This is a genomic window from Stenotrophomonas sp. 59 (assembly GCF_030291095.1).
Classification (GTDB): domain Bacteria; phylum Pseudomonadota; class Gammaproteobacteria; order Xanthomonadales; family Xanthomonadaceae; genus Stenotrophomonas; species Stenotrophomonas maltophilia_Q.
This window is the reverse complement of sequence record NZ_CP127408.1, coordinates 2,920,211-2,935,063: the sequence shown is the minus strand read 5'-3', so window position 1 is coordinate 2,935,063 and position 14,853 is coordinate 2,920,211. Positions and strand designations below refer to the sequence as shown.

General features: G+C 66.8%; 12 protein-coding genes. 3 read left to right on the top strand and 9 right to left on the bottom strand.

The genetic code is table 11. The features are described from left to right. Nucleotides 1–126: 126 nt before the first annotated feature. Together QP552_RS13655 and QP552_RS13650 are read left to right on the top strand one after the other, a co-directional pair. Nucleotides 127–339, top strand: coding sequence for a hypothetical protein (locus tag QP552_RS13655; RefSeq protein ID WP_286073875.1), 213 nt, complete (start codon nt 127–129; stop codon nt 337–339). Next, a complete protein-coding gene (locus tag QP552_RS13650; protein WP_286073874.1) occupies nt 336–593 on the top strand; it encodes a hypothetical protein in 258 nt (85 codons plus the stop codon). The genes QP552_RS13655 and QP552_RS13650 overlap by 4 nt, the downstream gene beginning before the upstream one ends. Nucleotides 594–750: 157 nt before the next feature. On the opposite strand, the gene lpdA is transcribed toward QP552_RS13650, so the two are convergent. The 6 genes from lpdA to purB form a co-directional block, all read right to left on the bottom strand. Beyond that, on the bottom strand, nt 751–2,187 hold the full coding sequence (gene lpdA, locus QP552_RS13645) for a dihydrolipoyl dehydrogenase (protein ID WP_008264626.1): 1,437 nt from the start codon (nt 2,185–2,187) through the stop codon (nt 751–753). 63 nt (nt 2,188–2,250) lie between these two features. Continuing rightward, nucleotides 2,251–3,453 (bottom strand): dihydrolipoyllysine-residue succinyltransferase, encoded by a 1,203-nt coding sequence (sucB, locus tag QP552_RS13640; RefSeq protein ID WP_106550907.1) that lies wholly within the window; start codon nt 3,451–3,453, stop codon nt 2,251–2,253. A gap of 40 nt (nt 3,454–3,493) precedes the next feature. After that, the gene (locus QP552_RS13635; RefSeq protein WP_111111140.1) at nt 3,494–6,325 is read right to left on the bottom strand and encodes a 2-oxoglutarate dehydrogenase E1 component; all 2,832 of its coding nucleotides are present in this window, start codon (nt 6,323–6,325) and stop codon (nt 3,494–3,496) included. A gap of 186 nt (nt 6,326–6,511) precedes the next feature. Then, on the bottom strand, nt 6,512–7,408 hold the full coding sequence (locus QP552_RS13630; RefSeq protein ID WP_286073873.1) for a GNAT family N-acetyltransferase: 897 nt from the start codon (nt 7,406–7,408) through the stop codon (nt 6,512–6,514). Nucleotides 7,409–7,416: 8 nt separating this feature from the next. Next, nucleotides 7,417–8,832, bottom strand: a complete 1,416-nt coding sequence (locus tag QP552_RS13625; RefSeq protein ID WP_286073872.1) for a cupin domain-containing protein — start codon at nt 8,830–8,832, stop codon at nt 7,417–7,419. A gap of 741 nt (nt 8,833–9,573) precedes the next feature. Beyond that, a complete protein-coding gene (gene purB, locus QP552_RS13620; RefSeq protein WP_111111846.1) occupies nt 9,574–10,941 on the bottom strand; it encodes an adenylosuccinate lyase in 1,368 nt (455 codons plus the stop codon). A 289-nt stretch (nt 10,942–11,230) separates the two neighbouring features. Between purB and QP552_RS13615 the strand changes: the two genes are divergently transcribed. After that, a complete protein-coding gene (locus QP552_RS13615) occupies nt 11,231–12,670 on the top strand; it encodes a class II fumarate hydratase (RefSeq protein WP_106550271.1) in 1,440 nt (479 codons plus the stop codon). 126 nt (nt 12,671–12,796) lie between these two features. Here the strand turns inward: QP552_RS13615 and QP552_RS13610 are convergent, their stop codons facing one another. From QP552_RS13610 to QP552_RS13600, 3 genes are all read right to left on the bottom strand, one after another. Beyond that, nucleotides 12,797–13,222 (bottom strand): hypothetical protein, encoded by a 426-nt coding sequence (locus QP552_RS13610; RefSeq protein WP_286073871.1) that lies wholly within the window; start codon nt 13,220–13,222, stop codon nt 12,797–12,799. A 100-nt stretch (nt 13,223–13,322) separates the two neighbouring features. After that, a complete protein-coding gene (locus QP552_RS13605; RefSeq protein ID WP_106550270.1) occupies nt 13,323–13,934 on the bottom strand; it encodes a hypothetical protein in 612 nt (203 codons plus the stop codon). A gap of 30 nt (nt 13,935–13,964) precedes the next feature. After that, nucleotides 13,965–14,852, bottom strand: coding sequence for a DUF4097 family beta strand repeat-containing protein (locus QP552_RS13600; RefSeq protein ID WP_286073870.1), 888 nt, complete (start codon nt 14,850–14,852; stop codon nt 13,965–13,967). Nucleotide 14,853 lies beyond the last annotated feature (1 nt).

Genomic DNA, 14,853 nt, shown 5'->3' with positions numbered 1-14,853 from the left:
GAGGCAGGGCGCAGATCGACCGGTTTCATCGCCACCAGCCGGGTTTCGTCGCAAACCATTTGCGGCCGCCGGGGCAGGGCGCCAAGGTGGTCGCAGGCGGCAGGGTGCCGCCCCAAGGAGACCGTGATGAAGACCCTGTTCGCGCTCGGTGTGTGGTGCCTGCTGTTCGTGCTGTGCTGGCCGCTGGCGATCCTCGCCCTGATCGCCTGGCCGTTCGTCTGGCTGCTGAGCCTGCCGTTCCGCCTGGTCGGCATCACCTTCTCGGCACTGTTCGCGCTCCTGCGCGCGCTGTTCATGCTGCCGGCGCGGTTGCTGGGTGGCCGGGCGGTGGCCGCATGAGGATGGTGCTGCTGGTCGGTCTGGCCCTGTTGTCAGGCCCGGTGCTGGCCGCACCGCCCGCGCCACCGTCGGCGTGGCTGGAGCGGCAGCAGGCAGCGGGTGCTGATGAAGCGAATGCTGCGGGAGCAAAGGCTTCGACGGTACCCGAGACCAAGGAGCGCTGCCGGGTCACGAAGGAATGGAAGGTTGGCGAGACGGTGGTGCAGCACAGGGTCTGCGACGATCCACCGAAGAAGCCGGCTGGAAAGGTGTAGCGCCGAGCCCATGCTCGGCTGTGCCTTCACGGACCGCCAAGTGCGCAGCCAAGCCTAGGCTCGGCTCTACATGAAGAAGGGCAACAAAAAACCCCGCCGAGGCGGGGTTTTCTGTATCCAGCCATGCCGGCCAGCGGCCGGCACTACCAGCGAACGATCAGTTCGCCTTGTGGATGGCGCGCTTGCTGACCGCCATCGCCGCGTCGTGGATCACTTCCGACAGCGACGGGTGGGCGTGGCAGATGCGGGCCAGGTCATCGGCCGAGCCGCTGAACTCCATGGTCAGCACACCTTCGTGCACCAGCTCGGAGACGTTGGCGCCGACCAGGTGCATGCCGAGGATGCGATCGGTTTCGGCGTGGGCCAGGATCTTCACGAAGCCAGCCGGTTCGATCATCGCCACGGCACGACCGTTGGCGGCGAACGGGAAGCTGCCGGCCTTGTACGGGATGCCTTCGGCCTTCAGCTGGGCTTCGGTCTTGCCGACCCAGGCCAGTTCCGGCTCGGTGTAGATGACCCACGGGATGGTGTCGAAGTTGACGTGGCCCGGCAGGCCGGCGATCAGCTCAGCCACCGCGATGCCTTCCTCGAAGCCCTTGTGCGCCAGCATCGGGCCGCGCACGCAGTCGCCGACTGCCCACACGCCGTTGACGCCGGTATGGCAGTGCGCGTCGACTTCGATCTGGCCACGCTCGTTGATCTTGACGCCGGTGCCTTCAGCCAGCAGGCCCTTGGTGGCGGCGCGACGGCCAACGGCCACCAGCAGCTTGTCCACGGTCAGGGTCTTTTCGCCTTCGCTGTCGGTGTAGGTGACAACGACTTCCTTCTTCTTGCCCTTGCCGGTGATTTCGGTCTTGGAGACCTTGGCGCCGAGGCGGATGTCCAGGCCCTGCTTCTTGAATTCCTTGGCAGCGGTCTTGGCCACTTCGGCGTCGGCCACGGCCAGGAACTCCGGCAGTGCTTCCAGGATGGTGACTTCAGCGCCCAGGCGCTTCCACACGCTGCCCAGTTCCAGGCCGATCACGCCGGCGCCGATCACCGCCAGGCGGTTCGGCACTTCGGTGAAGTCCAGGCCGCCGACGTTGTCGACGATGGTCTCGCCGTCGAACTTGGCGAACGGCAGTTCGATCGAATCCGAACCGGCGGCGATGATGACGTTGGTGCCCTTCAGCTCGACGATGGAACCGTCATGCTGGGTGACCTTGACCACGTTGCCCGGCTGCAGCTCGCCGAAGCCGTAGTAGGCGGCGACCTTGTTGGCCTTGAACAGCATGCCGATGCCGCCGGTGAACTGCTTGACGATCTTGTCCTTGCGGCCAACCATCGCCTCGACGTCGATCTTGGCATCCTTGAAGCTGATGCCGTGGTCGCCAAAGATGTGGCCCATGTTCCAGAACTGGCGCGAGGAATCCAGCAGCGCCTTGGACGGGATGCAGCCCACGCGCAGGCAGGTGCCGCCGAGGGCCGGCTTGCCGTCCTTGCCCAGCGCTGCGTCGATGCAGGCGGTCTTCAGGCCCAGCTGGGCCGCGCGGATGGCAGCGTGGTAACCGGCCGGGCCGGCACCGATGACGACGACGTCGAATTGTTCAGCCATTGAATTATTCCTTGATGCATTACCAGAACCCCTCCGCGCAGGCGCGGAGGGGCGGGAGGTTTCTTACAGGCCGAACAGCATGCGGCCCGGGTTTTCCAGCTGGTTCTTGATGTCCACCAGGAACTGCACCGAATCCTTGCCATCGATGATGCGGTGGTCGTACGACAGCGCCAGGTACATCATCGGCGCGATCACGACCTGGCCGTTCTGGGCGATCGGACGCTCCTTGATGGCGTGCATGCCCAGGATGGCGCTCTGCGGCGGGTTGATGATCGGGGTCGACAGCAGCGAACCGAAGGTGCCGCCGTTGGTCACGGTGAAGGTGCCGCCCTGCAGTTCATCCAGGCCCAGCTTGCCGTCACGCGCCTTCTTGGCGTAGTCGGCGATGGTCTTCTCGATGTCGGCGAACGACATGCGCTCGACGTTGCGCAGGACCGGCGTGACCAGGCCCTTCTCGGTCGACACGGCGATCGAGATGTCCGAGTAGCCGTGGTAGATGATGTCGTCGCCGTCGATCGAGGCGTTGACCAGCGGGAAGCGCTGCAGCGCGTTGGCCGCGGCCTTCACGAAGAAGCTCATGAAGCCCAGCTTGATGCCGTGGGCCTTGACGAACTCGTCCTGCAGTTCCTTGCGCGCCGCCGACACCTTGGACAGGTCGACTTCGTTGAAGGTGGTCAGCATGGCGGTGGAGTTCTTCGACTCCATCAGGCGCTCGGCGATGCGCTTGCGGATGCGGGTCATCGGCACGCGTTCTTCCGGACGTGCGCCACCGGCCTTGCCAGCGCCGCCGTTGCGGGCGAAGTTGACGATGTCTTCCTTGGTGACAGCGCCGCGACGGCCGGTGCCGTCGACGTCGGCCGGGTTCACGCCTTCGGTGATGGCGGTGAAGCGGGCGCCCGGCGGCAGGGCATCGGCAGCCGACTTGGCAGCCGGGGCCGGGGCGGCGGCAGCCGCCGGAGCAGCAGCAGCCGGGGCAGCGGCGGCAGCCGGAGCGGCTTCAGCAGCCGGAGCCGGGGCAGCAGCCACGGCGCCTTCTTCGATGATCGCCACGACCTGGCTGGAGGTCACGGTCGAACCTTCGGCGAACTTGATTTCCTTGATCACGCCATCGACCGGCGACGGCACTTCCAGGACGACCTTGTCGGTTTCCAGGTCAAGCAGGTTTTCGTCGCGCTTGACGGCGTCGCCCACCTTCTTGTGCCAGGTGGCGATGGTGCCGTCGGCGACGGATTCGGGCAGTACCGGGGCTTTGACTTCGGTGGCCATTGCGGGAGCTTCCTGGTTTGTCTTCTAAATAGGGGGAGGATTATTCAGCGAACGTGTCGTTGAACGGGTTGACCAGTGCGTCGGCGACCAGCTGCTGCTGTTCGCGGACGTGGTCAGCCATGTGACCGGCAGCCGGCGAAGCCGAACGTGCGCGACCGGCGTAGTGCAGGTTCTGGCCATCGGCCAGGCAGAACTGCAGGTGGTGGCGGATCTGGTACCACGCACCCTGGTTCTGCGGTTCTTCCTGCGTCCACACCACGTCGGTGGCCTTGCCGTACTTCTTCAGTTCGGCAGCCAGCAGCGCACGCGGGAACGGATACAGCTGCTCCACGCGGATGATCGCCACGTCGTCCTGGCCACGCTTGGTCTGGTCTTCCAGCAGGTCGTAGTAGACCTTGCCCGAGCACAGCACCACACGCTTGACCTTCTTGGCGTCCGCGTTGGCGTCGCCGATCAGGTGCTGGAACTCGCCGTTGGCCAGTTCGTCCAGGGTCGACACGGCCAGCTTGTGGCGCAGCAGCGACTTCGGCGACATCACCACCAGCGGCTTGCGGGTGGTGAGGTGCTGCTGGCGGCGCAGCATGTGGAAGGCCTGTGCCGGGGTGGACGGAACCACGACCAGCATGTTCTCCAGCGCGCACAGCTGCAGGAAGCGCTCCAGGCGCGCCGAGCTGTGTTCCGGGCCTTGCCCTTCATAGCCATGCGGCAGCAGCAGGGTCAGGCCGGAAATGCGGCCCCACTTGGCTTCACCAGCGGCGATGAACTGGTCGATGACGACCTGGGCGCCGTTGGCGAAGTCGCCGAACTGGCCTTCCCAGATGCACAGCGTGTTCGGATCGGTGGTGGAGAAGCCGTACTCGTAGGCCATCACCGCTTCTTCGCTCAGCAGCGAATCGATGACGGTGGCCTTCTCCGGCGAATCCACCAGCTGCCGCAGCGGCATGTAGTAGTTGTCGGTCTTCTGGTCGTGCAGGATCGCGTGGCGGTGGGTGAACGTACCGCGGCCCACGTCCTGGCCGACCAGGCGCAGTGCATTGCCTTCGTCGAGCAGGGTGGCGTAGGCCAGGTTCTCGGCAAAGCCCCAGTCGCCCGGGATCTCGCCGGTGGCCATCTTGCGGCGGTCGTCGTAGACCTTGGCCACGCGCGAGTGCAGCTGCACGTCTTCGGGAATGGTGTTGATCAGCTTGGCCAGCTCGACCAGCTTGTTCTTTTCGACCTTGGTCGAGATCGGATCGGACAGCTTGCCTTCCAGCAGCTTCGGCCAATCGACGAACAGCGGGCTGGTCGGCGGGGTCTTCTCGACCTTGGCCAGCTCGGTGGTCACTTCACCGGCATCCAGCTTCTCGCGGTAGGCATCGACCATCGCCTTGCCGGCGCCGGCGGCGATCACGCCTGCCTTTTCCAGCTGCTCGGCGTACATCTCGCGGGTGGTGGCGTGCTTGCGGATCACCTGGTACATCAGCGGCTGGGTGATCGCCGGCTCGTCGGCCTCGTTGTGGCCCCAACGGCGGTAGCACATCAGGTCGATGACCACGTCCTTGGCGAACTTCTGGCGGAACTCGAAGGCCAGCTGCGCGGCGAACACGACGGCTTCCGGATCATCACCGTTCACGTGCAGCACCGGGGCGGCGATCATCTTCGCCACGTCGGTGGCATAGCGCGTGGAGCGCGTATCCAGCGGGTTGGAAGTGGTGAAACCAACCTGGTTGTTGACCACGATGTGCACGGTGCCGCCGACGGCGAAGCCGCGGGCCTGCGACATCTGGAACAGCTCCATGACCACGCCCTGGCCGGAGAAGGCCGCGTCGCCGTGGATCAGGATCGGCATGACCTGCTTGCGGGCGGTGTCCTTGCGGCGCTCCTGGCGCGAACGCACGGAACCGGCCACGACCGGGTCGGCGATTTCCAGGTGCGACGGGTTGAAGGCCAGCGCCAGGTGCACCGGGCCACCGTCGGTCGCCACGTCGGCGGAGAAGCCCATGTGGTACTTCACGTCGCCGGCAGAAGCGTGCTCGTCGTGCTCGAACTTGCCTTCGAATTCGTCGAACAGCTTGCGCGGGTTCTTGCCCAGGGTGTTGACCAGCACGTTCAGGCGGCCGCGATGGGCCATGCCGATCACCACGTCCTTGACGCCATCCTTGCCGGCGCTGCGGATGATGGTGTCCATCATCGGGATCAGCGAGTCGCCGCCTTCCAGCGAGAAGCGCTTCTGGCCGACGTACTTGGTGTGCAGGTAGCGCTCCAGGCCTTCGGCCGCGGTCAGGCGCTCCAGGGTGCGGCGCTGGGTGTCAGCGTCCAGCTGGTAGTTGCCACCGGCCGCTTCCAGCTTCTTGTAGATCCACTGGCGCTGCTCGACCTCGGAGATGTGCATGAACTCCGCACCGATCGAGCCGGTGTAGGTCGCCTTCAGGCGCGCCAGCAGGTCGCGCAGCTTCATGCGCGGCTGGCCACCGACGCCGCCGGTGCTGAACTCGCTGTTGAGGTCGCCATCGGACAGGCTGTGGAACGGCAGGCCCAGGTCCGGGGTGTTGACCGGCGCGGCCAGGCCCAGCGGGTCCAGGCGGGCGTCCAGGTGGCCGCGCGAGCGGTAGGCGGTGATCAGACGACCGACATTGCGCTCACGCTCGTCGCCCGCACCGTTGCCGGTGCCGGCCTTCAGCGCTTCCTTGGCCGCGTCCGCAATGTGGGAGATGACGGCCGAGTGCGGAATGTCGCCTGCTTCGCGGCCCTTGAAGCCGTCGAAGTAGGTCTTCCATTTGGGATCGACACTGTCCGGGGAGACCAGGTACTGCTCGTACAGGTCCTCGACATAGGAGGCGTTGCCGCCGGCGAGCTGCGAAGATTGCGCAAACTGCTTCAGTTGATTGTCCACGATGGAGGGTGTTGATTCGCTTTGTGGGGTATGGCTTCAGAAGGACCCGGCAGGAAGATGAATAGCCCTGCGCGGGCGCGTTCAAACAGCCAAATTGTACCCCCATCCGGACACGAAGGGGCACCACCACAGGCATCCCGGGTCCCCCGGTGCCGCTTCCAGACAGGTTGAGTGGGCGGTGCCCGCTCAGATGCCCAGCGCACGCAGTTCGCTGCAATCGCGCGAACGGTCCCAGACGCGCTGCAATTGCTGCTCGAACGGCTGCGAACGTGCAGGCAGCGCGATGCCGGCCTCGCCGTCGAGGCGATGACCGATCAGACGAAAGTAGAAGTCGCCTGCATCGTTGAGCAGGCAGGCCGAGGCCAGCGCACGGTCCACCGGGTCGGTGACCTCGCGGAACTGGATCACACTGGGCAGGCGCTGGGCCAAGGCCAGCAGCGGCGCACCGGCCGAGGCGATCGCCGCCGCGTCGTGCACGATCACCCGCAGCTGCTTGTCGTGGCGGGCGGTGACGAAGCGGCGCAGGGTGGCCTGTACCGGCGGCGCGTCCAGCAGGCCGGGGTCCAGCTGGCGGCTGTGCAGCCACAGCTGGCGACGGGCGCGGTGGATGATGGCGGTGGTGATCGCCACCGCCTGCTCGCGGCTGTCGATGGCATTGGCTGCGCCCAGCCGGCGGCGCATCTGCTGGTGGCCGATGCTGGCCTCCTCGAACACCTCGCCCTCGGGCAGGAAGCCCTGGCGGGCATAGAAGTCACGGGCCGGCAGCTGCGCGTGCAGATGCAGCTCGGCCAGGCCGAGCCGACGTCCGGCCTCGACCAGCGCCGCCAGCAGGGCCTCGCCGACACCCTGGTTGCGATGGCTTGCCAGCACCGCCATGCGGCCGATGCGTCCATCCGGGGCCAGCCGGCCGGTGCCGACCGGTACGCCGTCGGCGTCCAGCGCCAGTACATGGGCACTGACCGGGTCCAGCGCATCGCGTTCCAGCTCGGCGGCGATGCCCTGTTCCTGCACGAACACCCGCTGCCGCACGTCGTGGATGGCGACGTGGGCGTCGGCGTGGCTGACCTGCTGGACCCGGACCATGGCCGGTCTCAGGCGCGACCGTCGTCGCTGTCGTCTTCGTCGTGATCCTCGAAGTTGACGATGACCTCGATACCGTCGTCGTGCACGGTCACGGTGTGGACATCGTCGGACACTGCCTCGGCGTCGATCGCGTCGACACGGTCACGGCCCTCGACCACTTCGCCGAGCACCACGGCGTCCTCGCCGTCGTCCTCGTCTTCAGCGTCATACACCTCGTTCGGATCGATCAGCTGGAACACGCCACCGACCAGCAGCTGCTGGACCACCGCGCGGCCCTTGTCGGACAGGCCGCGATAGGCGGCGGCGTCGAGCTGCTCGGCACCGGCCAGGCGCTGTGCGTCCTTCACCGGCAACGCGAAGTCCTGGCCGCTGACATACAGGCTGGCGCCACGCTTGGCCCGGCGCCAGGCCAGGCGCGCCCACGGGTGGCGCTGCAGCAGCAGGCCGGACGCCAGTGCTTCGACGACTTCCTCCTGTGCCGGTGCGGCCTGGTGGGCCATCACTTCGCCGGCGGCGCGGTAGGTGGTGATGAAGCGGCCGAACCAGTCGCCCAGCTTGTCGGGGTCGTTCATGCGGATGGCGTTGAGCGCGGTGATCACCCGCGCCATCGCCACCGTGTCGATTTCGTTCGGGTCGGCCGGCACCTTCAGGTCGGCATCCTGGTAGCGGATGTTCTCGTCGGCATCGGCGATCAGGGTATCCAGGTAGTCGCTGATCAGCTCGGCCGAGGCCGGTGCGCGCATGCCGAACGAGAAGGTCAGGCATGGATCTTCGGCCACCCCGTGGTGCGGCACGTTCGGCGGCAGGTACAGCATGTCGCCCGGCGCCAACACCCAGTCATGGGTGGGTTTGAACACTTTGAGCAGCTTCAGTTCCACGTCCGGGCGGAAGCCCAGCGGCGGCTGCTTGCCCTTGATCGATTCGCTGGCATCGATCTGCCAGCGGCGGTGGCCTTGGGCCTGCAGCAGGAACACGTCGTACTGGTCGACATGGGCGCCGACCGAGCCACCGGTGGCGGCGAAGCTGATCATCACGTCATCCATGCGCCAGCGCGGCAGGAAGCGGAAATGCTCGATCAGGGCGCGCACGTCCTTGTCCCACTTGTCCACGTCCTGCACCAGCAGGGTCCAGTCGTGGTCGGGCAGGGCGGGGAAGATGTCTTCCTGGAACGGGCCGCTGCGCACGCGCCAGCCGTCGTGGGCCTTGTCGTGCTCGATCAGGCGAGCCAGCACGCCTTCCTCGCAGGCCAGGCCCGCGAGGTCTTCCGGCTGCACCGGGGTCTGGAAATCGGGGAAGGCGTTGCGGATCAGCAGCGGGCGTTTCTGCCAGAAGTCGCGCAGGAAGGTGGCCGGCGCCATGCCCAGCGGCTGGCCGGGGCGGGCGGTGACTTCGATGAGCGGAGCGGAGGACTTGCGGGCGGCCATGGGGGAATCCTTGCAGCGGAAAGCGGGAGGGGCGGCGCGGCGGGCCGCCAAGGGGGCCATTGTCCGACGTTCGTTGGGATTGCGCACGTGTGGTGGTTTGTCGCGGGGTTCCGGCCAACGGCGGAGCCCCTCGTGGCGGGGTGGTTCACAATCAAAAGCCGCGCTTGGCCGGGCGGGTGGGCTGCGCGGGGGACGCTGCAAGTACGTCCATGTAAGCTCGATCGCCGCATCCATGCGGCTCACGCCCCCGCGCAGCCCACCCGCCCGGCCCCTGACAGTTTCCTGCGCGATCCGCCACGGAATGGAAGAAGAAGATCAAATGCAACAGCGGGTCGCGCGCTGCGCTTGCTCATGTAGAGCCGAGCCCACGCTCGGCTTGCTGTTGCCCACGCGAAAAGCAGCCGAGTATGGGCTCGGCTCTACAACGCCCCCACAAACAAAGAGGGACGCGGCGAAGCCGCGTCCCTCTCAATTCCGTCCCGATAACGTCATCCACGCATGGCGTGGATCTACTCATCCGTCACCGGAATCTGTCAGAGGTGGGGCGGGTTGGGTTCGCGGGGGTGTCAGCCGCATGGATGCGGCTGCCAAGCCTCCAGGGACGGATTCACGGCGTCCCCCGCGAACCCAACCCGCCCCGCCAAGCACGGCAAAAAAACAGAGCCGCTTTTGACGTTGCTGTTGCTGTTGCTGTTGCCTGCCGCAGGCAGCGCCCGCGGCCGCCGCCGCAAAGGAAACCCCTTAAATCTTCTTCGCCAGCGACTCGGCCAGGCCGGTGTAGCTGCCCGGGGTCATCTCCAGCAGGCGCTGCTTGGCATCGGTCGGCAGCTCCAGCCCCTGTACGAACGCACGCATCGACTCGGCAGTAATGCCCTGGCCGCGGGTCAGCGCCTTCAGCTGCTCGTACGGGTTCGGCAGGCCGTGGCGGCGCATCACCGTCTGCACGGCTTCGGCCAGCACTTCCCAGGCCGCGTCCAGATCGGCATCCAGGCGCTGCGGGTTCACTTCCAGCTTGCCCAGGCCCTTGGCCAGCGAATCCAGCGCCACCTGGCTGTGGCCGAACGCGGTGCCCAGTGCGCGCAGCACGGTGGAATCGGTCAGGTCACGCTGCCAGCGGCTGATCGGCAGCTTCGCGCTGAAGTGCTCGAACAGCGCGTTGGCGATGCCGAAGTTGCCTTCCGCATTCTCGAAGTCGATCGGGTTGACCTTGTGCGGCATCGTCGACGAGCCGACTTCGCCTTCCTTCAGGCGCTGCTTGAAGTAGCCCAGCGAGATGTAGCCCCAGATGTCGCGGGCCAGGTCGATCAGGATGATGTTGGCGCGGCGGGCGGCATCGCCGATCTCGGCGACGTTGTCGTGCGGCTCGATCTGGGTGGTGTACGGGTTGAACACCAGGCCCAGGCCGGTCACGAAGCGCTCGGCGAAGGCCGGCCAGTCCACGTCCGGGTAGCTGGCCACGTGTGCGTTGTAGTTGCCGACCGCGCCGTTGATCTTGCCGGTCAGCTCGACTGCGGCGATCTGCCTGCGCTGGCGCTCCAGACGGGCGACCACGTTGGCCAGTTCCTTGCCCAGGGTGGTCGGCGAAGCGGTCTGGCCGTGGGTGCGCGACAGCATCGGCTGGCCGGCCTGGGCGTGGGCCAGGGTGCGCAGGGTGGTGGCGATGCCGTCCAGGGTCGGCAGCAGCACTTCGCGGCGGGCCTGTTCCAGCATCAGGCCGTAGCTGAGGTTGTTGATGTCTTCGCTGGTGCAGGCGAAATGCACGAATTCCAGCGCCGGAGCCAGCTCGGCGTCGTCCTTCAGCTGTTCCTTGATGAAGTACTCCACCGCCTTGACGTCATGGTTGGTGGTGCGCTCGATCTCCTTCACGCGCGCGGCCTGGGCCGGGCTGAAGTTGGCGGCCAGGGCGCGCAGGCGGGCGATGGCGGCGTCGGAGAACGGCGCCAGCTCGACGATGCCCGGTTCGGCGGCCAGGGCCAGCAGCCATTCCACCTCGACCACGATGCGGGCCTTGATCAGGCCATATTCGGAGAAGATCGGGCGCAGGGCGTCGACCTTGCCGGCGTAGCGGCCATCGAGCGGGGACAGGGCGAGCAGGGCGGAATCGGACATGTCGGCAGGGCGGGGACGAGCGGCGGGGCCGATATTCTACGACGCGGGGCCTTTGCATGCTCGGTAGCGCCGGGCCATGCCCGGCGGATGGCGGCCGCGCTGCGCGCTCGCCGGGCACGGCCCGGCGCTACCCGTGTAAACGGCCCTGCGGACGGAACGATCTGGCCCGCACTCGTCATCCCATGCTGCAGGCAAGGGAGTATCGTTGGCGCAGCCGCCAGCCCGGGAAGCGACACCCTGCCAGCCGCCGCTTCCCTTTCCCCAACTGAAGTAGTGCGGAGTCGATGCAATGAGCAAAGCTGCAAGCAAGGGTGGAACCACCGGGTTCCGGATCGAACATGACAGCATGGGCGAGCTGCAGGTGCCTGCCGATGCCCTGTGGGGCGCGCAGACCCAGCGTGCCGTGCAGAATTTCCCGGTCTCGGGCCAGCGCATGCCGCGCGGTTTCATCCGCGCGCTGGGCCTGGTCAAGGGCGCCGCTGCCGGCGTCAATGCCGAGCTGGGCCACCTGCCCAAGACCGTGGCCAAGGCCATCCAGACCGCCGCCGCCGAAGTGGCTGCCGGTGACTGGGACGCGCATTTCCCGATCGACGTCTACCAGACCGGCTCGGGCACGTCGTCGAACATGAATGCCAACGAGGTCATTGCCACCCTGGCCAACCGTGCCGGCAAGGCAGGCAAGACCGTGGTGCACCCCAACGACCACGTCAACCAGGGGCAGAGCTCCAACGACGTGATCCCGACTGCGCTGCGCGTGTCGGCGGTGCTGGCCACGCACGAACAGCTGCTGCCGGCGCTGGTGCACCTGCGCAAGACCCTGGACAAGAAGGGCCGCAGCCTGCGCAAGGTGGTCAAGACCGGTCGCACCCACCTGATGGATGCGATGCCGCTGACCTTCGAGCAGGAATTCGGCGCGTGGTCGGCACAGCTGGCCTCGGCGCAGGAGCGCATCGAGGACAGCCTCAAGCGCGTGCGCCGCCTGCCGCTGGGTGGTACTGCCATCGGCACCGGCATCAACGCAGACCCGCGTTTCGGCGCGCAGGTGGCCAAGGCGCTCAAGCAGCAGACCTCGATCAAGTTCGACAGCGCAGAGAACAAGTTCGAAGGGCTGGCGGCGCAGGATGACGCGGTGGAACTGTCCGGCCAGCTCAATGCACTGGCCGTGGCCCTGATCAAGATCGCGAATGATCTTCGCTGGATGAATGCCGGTCCGCTGGCCGGGCTGGGCGAGATCGAACTGCCGGCACTGCAGCCGGGCAGCTCGATCATGCCGGGCAAGGTCAACCCGGTGATTCCGGAAGCGACCGTGATGGCCTGTGCGCAGGTGATCGGCCACCACACCGCGATCACCGTGGCCGGTCAGACCGGTAACTTCCAGCTCAACGTCACCCTGCCGCTGATCGCGGTGAACCTGCTCGATGGCATCGGCCTGCTGGCCAATGTGTCCACCCTGCTGGCCGACAGTGCCATCGCCGGATTGAAGGTGCGCGAGGACCGCGTGGCCGAGGCGCTGGCGCGCAACCCGATCCTGGTCACCGCGCTGAACCCGATCATCGGCTATGAGAAGGCCGCAGCCATCGCCAAGCGCGCCTACAAGGAACAGCGCCCGGTGCTGGATGTGGCGCTGGAAGACAGCGGCCTCGACGAGGCCGAGCTGCGTCGCCTGCTGGACCCGACCGCGCTGACCGCTGGCGGCATCCAGGCTGGCGGTGGTGGCGCCGGCGGTTGATCGGCCGGTTCGGTAGCGCCGGGCCGTGCCTGGCGGAATGCAGGCGGACCGAACGCTACATTCGCCGGGCGTGGCCCGGCGCTACCAGAACAATGAGAAACGCCGCCCTTGGGCGGCGTTTCTGCTTCAGCGACGGTCGGCGACGATGTTGCCGAAGGTGTCGGTGTAATCCTTGAACTCGGGGATGCGCTGGATCAGGTCGGCCGGGATAACCTCCATGCCTTCCGGCGGCTGGATCTTCACCGGCTGCATGTTCGGGTCGGCCGGTGCAGCCACCAGCGTGTTCTGGCGCAGCACCTGCAGCTTGCCGAACATCGTCTGCAGCATCTGCTTCTGTCCGTCGTCCAGCGGAATCTGGATCTCGTCCACCTTCATCGTGCCATCGCCGAGGATGATGATGTTCGGTGCGGGCGGGCGGCGCACGGTCACCATGCCTTCGCTGACGGAAATCTTGGGCTTGCCGCGCTCGGCGCGGTGGTTGCGGTAATCCTTGTCGCAGCCGATCAGGCCCAGGCAGAGCAGGGCGGCCAGCAGCAGGAACAACTTCTTCATGGCGTTCGGTTCGGGGGCATCCGGGGTCCCCATTGTAAGCCCGCCGCCGCAGCCGGACCGGCAACGGAAGGCCGCTGCCGGTCGGGTGCGTCGATTTGTCTCAGTTGGAGAACGTGACCGAGTTGTTCTTGCCGCAGTCGTCCACGTCGCTCTGGTCCATCGTCGCGTAGGGCTTGAACGCCGGCAGCTCGCGCGCCAGTGCCTGCTGGCTGGCCAGCATCGCCGGCAGGCGATCACAGATGCGCTTGGCCTGGACCTCGATCTTGGCGGCTTCGGCGTTGATGCGCTTCTCCACACCTTCACTGTCGCCGCTGAAGATGCCCTTCAGCGCTTCGCCTGCCGCATTGGCACCGAGCTTGGCACCGGCCAGGCCGACGTCCATGCCGTCCATTGCGATGGCGACCACGTGGCCGCGGTACTCCTGCAGGTGGCGGCGCTGGGTGTCGTTGGCCGCGACCTCCTTGCCGGCGATCAGCAGGCGGCCGTCGGGCGTGATCTCCGCACGCGGCTGCTTGTCGGCCGAGATCTTGATGTTGCCCTGGGCGATGTCCTTGCGGGCATCGTCCATGGCTTCCTTGACGGTCTGGCCGACGCCGCTGGTGGCTTCGGCGACGCTCTTGCCGACGGTCTTGTCGGGGGCGGAGGAAGTGCCGCCGCAGGCGATCAGCGGCAGGCACAGCAGGGTGGCGGGCAGCAGGCGCAACAGATTCATGATGTTCCCCTGGACGTGTCTGGAAGAGGTTTACTTGCTGCGCGGCAGGGTGACCCGGCCGCTGACGTTGCGGTGTTCGACATCGCCGCTGCCGCTGTGATCGACGGTCAGGCTGCCGCGTACGCCGTCCACCTGGATGTCGCCCGAGCCGTGGCTGCGCACATGCACGTTGCCGCCGATGTCGGCCAGGTCGACGCCACCGGAGCCGACCACGCCGACTTCGACGCTGCCCTGCACGCGCTTGAACTCGATGTCGCCCGAGCCGACCGTATCCAGACGTGCGTTGCCACGCACATCGGTGATCTTCAGGTCACCCGAACCGACCGTGCCGGTGACCGCGTCGCCGCCGATGTTGCGGGCATTGACGTCACCCGAACCCAGCGACAGCAGGTTCAGCGAACTGCCACCGTCGATGTTCAGGTCGCCCGAGCCCACCGCGGCGTGGATGCTGCCGCGCGTACCGCGGGCGACCGCATCACCGGAGCCGACATCCACGCTCAGCGACTGTGCGTTCTCTACGCTGGCATCGCCGGAGCCGACCTTGAGCTGCAGCGGCAGGTTGTCCGGCACGCCGCCGTGGATGTCCAGCCAGGCGTAGCTGTTGCCCAGGCTGATGCCACTATGGCGGCCGTCGCGGCGCAGGCTGACGACCAGCTTGTCGCCTTCCCTGCGCTGGTCCAGCACCAGCTGGTCCAGCCATTCCTGGCTGGAGGCGCAGGCGCGGCCATCCAGCTGGCCACCGCCCTTGCTGGCGACGACCTTCAGGTCGTGCTGGTTCACCTCGATCACCACCGCCTTGGCACCGGCCGTATCCAGCTTCAACGTGCGCGCAGCAGTGAACTTGCAGTTCGGGGCATCGGCAGCGAGTGCCGACAGCGGCAACAGCAACAACGCGGAACAGGCGAGCAGGGAACGCATG